Below are 3,731 nucleotides of genomic sequence, written 5' to 3' on the forward strand. Positions count from 1 at the left end.
ACAGCGGGGCAAGGCCGTCGTAGAAGTCCATCGTTTGGGGTCCGGCTGCGAAGAAGGGCATCGCGAGTTTACAAATGGTCGGTCCAGCGAAGGTCTGGTCCTGGCCGACTGTAGCCGGTTGCGACCGGCGGAGCTTTAGGCCCAAGCCGGAAGTAGCCGCGACTCGACGAAACGCCGCCAAGCGGGCATTAGTTCGGACTGAGGCCGGTGACGAACGCTATCCTCTCACTCCCAACCGAGGAGCTACTGACATGGGTCCTAGCAAGATTCGCTTTAACGATGTTCGCTATCGACAGGGATTCTTGGAAGTCACCAATATTCACCCTGGTCACATCAACATCGAGACCTGGGAAATTCATCCTGATCTCGACATCTCCGAAAAGCAATTTGACGACAAAGCGATCACCGACGAGTGTGTAGTGGCGAACACGGAGATCGAGTTGAGCGTCGAGCAGGCAAAGGCATTGGTTGCAAGCCTTGAAGCCGCTATCGCGAATGCCTTAGAAAGCAGACGTGGTTGAGCGGCAGGTAGTGGCCGAGAGATGTCCTGGCGGGCTCGCACAGCTAGCGAGACGGATCACGAGTTGAGTCTCGCGAACTCGGTGGTGTCGAACACGCGCAGCCCGGCGGCCATGGCAGCCTTGTGCGCAGGTCCCGCGTCTTCTCGCTTGACCATGAGCGCGTAGTACGCGTCGTGGCCAAGGTCAAGATGTACTAGCTCGTATCCGAGCGCCGCGGCCCAGCTTGCAACCGCGCAAAGACCAGCAGGCACTGTTCTGGTCTCCAGTGGAGTTGTCCAGGTCCAGCGCTCAGGAACGCCGAAGCTCGATGCAACCTCAGTGACCTGCCACTCGAGCTCTTCGTGGGCCTTCCAATCAACTTGGATGACGAGCCACCGACCGTGCTTCTGACCCTCTTCGCCAAGGACCCCGTCCTCGAACGCTTCCGCTGCGTCACCGCACGAGTCAAAGCTGGTTGCCACGGCGTCAGAGAGGCGCCGACTCTCAGGTGAATGCAGGTGAGCGGTCACCAAGTGCATGAAACGCTGCAACGCATCCTTGGTCTCAGCATGCGTTGGCTGAGCTTCGGCGACGTCCGGCACTTCGCTGGGACCGAGGTTTTCGGATGCTTGTTGATGCTGCGGCTCCACCAAAGGACGGAATAAATCGGTGAGACGCTTGAACATAGCTTCCTTGATTGCTTAAGGAGTGGCCGACTGTAGCCTGTTGCGGTCATCGGAGCTCGACCCCGGAGCCGTCATAGGCAGGTCGAAATCAGCGCTCGCAAGCAAACGCTCAATGTTCGACTTGCCCGCCGCGCAGCGGCATAGCGGTGCAAGCCGCTGCGTGTATGCGTCGAACGACCTATTAAGGCTCGCAGGTAAAGCCATAATTCTTGCGGTAGTACTCGACCTGCTCTTTCGGAGCGCGCCTGAAAAGAGCACAAACGGTAAAGCTGCCAATTTGCTTCCCGCCGCGCACATAGCCCCAATCAGTGATGTCGCCGCGCTGAAACGTAATCCGTTGCCCTCCGCGCACATTCTTCACAAGCTTCGGTTCATTGGCGAGAATTCCCTCGAACCCGCTGTTCAGCGGACGGAACGGCTGGACCCAGAAGTGCTCCGAGTTCTCTCCATCGCTAATCCGAACCTTCAGCTTGTAGTCAGAGGCGCCGCTAGGTTGCGCACGCCACAGTACGAGGAAGTCGTCAAGTGTCGCTCGAGCTTTTGCGATGGCCGTGGCCATCTCCGGATCTTCATTGGGAACCCGAACGATCTCATTGTGGTCGCGCGTCTGCGCATTCGCAGCAGCGACGAAGATCAAAAGGCCAACGGCGGCGACGTATGCGCGATGGTTCATGTGAGTCCTAACGTATGTCCCAGCTGGACTGTATCGTTGGAGGCGCCGCGAATGTCCGCTTTCCGATCGAATTTTGAGACGGGCTTGACCGTCCGGTGCTGGCCGAACTCTGCCTTCGGGGCGCGCCTACCGGTGTTCAAGCGACCTGCTTCTCGTCGCCTCGCGCCAAAGCGGCCCCGCGAACCTTCGACCAATACTCGTCCTGAACGTCATCGTCTATGGCAGGCTGAATGTGCGTCGCGTAGAGGGCATCCTTTCCGTCCCGTCGAGGTCCAGAAATCCAATAGTGCTCACCGGTTTCAACATCGAAGTAGTTCGACTTGAAGCCGCTTCCCTTAAGGCTGCGGAAGGCCTTCCCTCCGTAGTACAGGGTTGCTCCAGACTTGGAGCTGGTGACCCGCCCGATGCGCGCTGGTCCTGTGAGGCCGCCAGACTTCGCCTCGATGTACATGATTCGGCTCTTCATCGGGTTCAGGCTCCTGTTGTGTCGAAACGAAAGGCAGGTGGGAAGGTCCGGTGTTGGCCGACTGTAGCCGGTCGGGGCCTTTCCGCGTGCCTACGGTGTTGCCGTCGGAAGCTCATACCGCGCATACGAAGAGGCCCCTATCTCGACGACGCTGTGCAGGGCAAAGCCGAAGCCTTCATACAGGTTTCGCAGCCCTTGGCGGTCCGCAACACAGTCCAGGCGAAGGTGGGCACGTCCAAGCTCTTGAGCTCGAGTTCGAGCATAGGACAGCAGTTCGGTCGAGACTCCCTTCTTCGCCCACGCTCGGCGTACGGCGAGCTTGTGAACCAAGGCCGAAGTGCCCGGCAAGACCTCGGGCCAGAAATAGGCGTCCTCCAGCTCGAACTTCATGACGCCAGCCAATTGCTCGTCCTGACGAGCAACGTGGAAGAGTCCTTTGCTCGCGTCCCGCAGGACGCGCTCGTGACCAATCTCGGCTGCTGACCAAAGACTTCTGCCGTCGCCGGCGAGCCACGCCGCTGCCTCTTGCAGGACGGAGGCAATCATCGGTGCATCGGAGGGGCGCGCTTCCTGGATGTTCATGGATGGCAAGAGTTCATTGGGCGACTGCAGCGAAGGTCTGGTCCTGGCCGACTGTAGCCGGTCAAGTGGTCAGTGCGCGAGCGCTTCGCGAACGCCATGGCAACATGCACCTCATGAGCATGCCAATTCTGTCCAGTGCCATCGTCGCCGCCCTGCGCGACTCTTCCGATATCTCCCGATGGATATCGACGAATCATCCGGGCTCCATCATTCAAACCCCCACAAGCATGCTCGCGGGACCAAGCTACGGCATCTGTCTGGAACATCGCGAAGCCGTGCTCTTGCTTGTTGAGCACGATTGCCGAACCTCGGCCTACGCTTTGCTGAGGTCTGTCTACGAGGCCTACATGCGTGGACTCTGGGCTGAAGAGTGCGCGGACGAAACCGCGCTGGCGCAAATTGTGCGGACGAAGGAGCTTCCAACGATGGACACGGTGACGAAGCAACTCGACAAGGTGGGAGGCGATGCGACCTTTGCCCAATCAAAAGCGAAGGTCTGGAGAGCCATGTCGCACTACGCGCACGGCGGGCTTCGCCAACTCGAACGATGGGCAAGCGCCGATGGAATTCGCCCGCGCCACCCTGACGGGGAAACCGTCGAAGTGCTCCACCATGTAAACCTCTACGGCTTGCTTGCAGTACTGGGAATCGCTCGCTTGGCCCACGAGCCTACTGAACATCTTCAGGGTCTTCAGGAGAAGGTCTTGACCTTCATCGCTAAGTTGGCCGACTCGACCTAGATTCTCGTCAGTATTGGACATACTTTTTACCTTGGACTAGTTGGCCATCAGCGCGATTGAGAGTCGCCGCCGACTGTCGGCTCT

General features: G+C 59.0%; 6 protein-coding genes. 2 read left to right on the forward strand and 4 right to left on the reverse strand.

The genetic code is table 11. The annotated features are described in order from the left end of the window. The first annotated feature begins 251 nt into the window (after positions 1-251). The gene (locus EJO66_RS32215) at positions 252-521 is read left to right on the forward strand and encodes a hypothetical protein (RefSeq protein ID WP_125967255.1); all 270 of its coding nucleotides are present in this window, start codon (positions 252-254) and stop codon (positions 519-521) included. Positions 522-577: 56 nt separating this feature from the next. On the opposite strand, the gene EJO66_RS32220 is transcribed toward EJO66_RS32215, so the two are convergent. The 4 genes from EJO66_RS32220 to EJO66_RS32235 all read right to left on the reverse strand — a co-directional run bounded on the left by EJO66_RS32220 (position 578) and on the right by EJO66_RS32235 (position 2,907). After that, complete coding sequence (locus tag EJO66_RS32220; protein WP_125967256.1) at positions 578-1,186, reverse strand: DUF6630 family protein; 609 nt, start codon at positions 1,184-1,186, stop codon at positions 578-580. Positions 1,187-1,367: 181 nt separating this feature from the next. After that, complete coding sequence (locus EJO66_RS32225) at positions 1,368-1,859, reverse strand: YegJ family protein (RefSeq protein WP_125967257.1); 492 nt, start codon at positions 1,857-1,859, stop codon at positions 1,368-1,370. 136 nt (positions 1,860-1,995) lie between these two features. After that, positions 1,996-2,325 (reverse strand): 1-deoxy-D-xylulose-5-phosphate synthase, encoded by a 330-nt coding sequence (locus EJO66_RS32230; protein ID WP_125967258.1) that lies wholly within the window; start codon positions 2,323-2,325, stop codon positions 1,996-1,998. A 90-nt stretch (positions 2,326-2,415) separates the two neighbouring features. Then, entirely contained in the window at positions 2,416-2,907 is a 492-nt protein-coding gene (locus EJO66_RS32235) for a GNAT family N-acetyltransferase (RefSeq protein WP_125967259.1), read from the reverse strand. A 113-nt stretch (positions 2,908-3,020) separates the two neighbouring features. On the opposite strand from EJO66_RS32235, the gene EJO66_RS32240 reads away from it, so the two are divergent. Then, entirely contained in the window at positions 3,021-3,647 is a 627-nt protein-coding gene (locus tag EJO66_RS32240; RefSeq protein ID WP_125967260.1) for a DUF6988 family protein, read from the forward strand. The last annotated feature ends 84 nt before the right edge of the window (positions 3,648-3,731 follow it).

The sequence above is a fragment of the Variovorax beijingensis genome (assembly GCF_003951285.1).
Taxonomy (GTDB): Bacteria; Pseudomonadota; Gammaproteobacteria; order Burkholderiales; family Burkholderiaceae_C; genus Variovorax; species Variovorax beijingensis.

Bases quoted from the DNA above. Each gene is read 5' to 3' on its own strand.
- EJO66_RS32215 (WP_125967255.1), top strand. From the start codon at position 252: ATGGGTCCTAGCAAGATTCGCTTTAACGATGTTCGCTATCGACAGGGA.
- EJO66_RS32220 (WP_125967256.1), bottom strand. From the start codon at position 1,186: ATGTTCAAGCGTCTCACCGATTTATTCCGTCCTTTGGTGGAGCCGCAG.
- EJO66_RS32225 (WP_125967257.1), bottom strand. From the start codon at position 1,859: ATGAACCATCGCGCATACGTCGCCGCCGTTGGCCTTTTGATCTTCGTC.
- EJO66_RS32230 (WP_125967258.1), bottom strand. From the start codon at position 2,325: ATGAAGAGCCGAATCATGTACATCGAGGCGAAGTCTGGCGGCCTCACA.
- EJO66_RS32235 (WP_125967259.1), bottom strand. From the start codon at position 2,907: ATGAACATCCAGGAAGCGCGCCCCTCCGATGCACCGATGATTGCCTCC.
- EJO66_RS32240 (WP_125967260.1), top strand. From the start codon at position 3,021: ATGAGCATGCCAATTCTGTCCAGTGCCATCGTCGCCGCCCTGCGCGAC.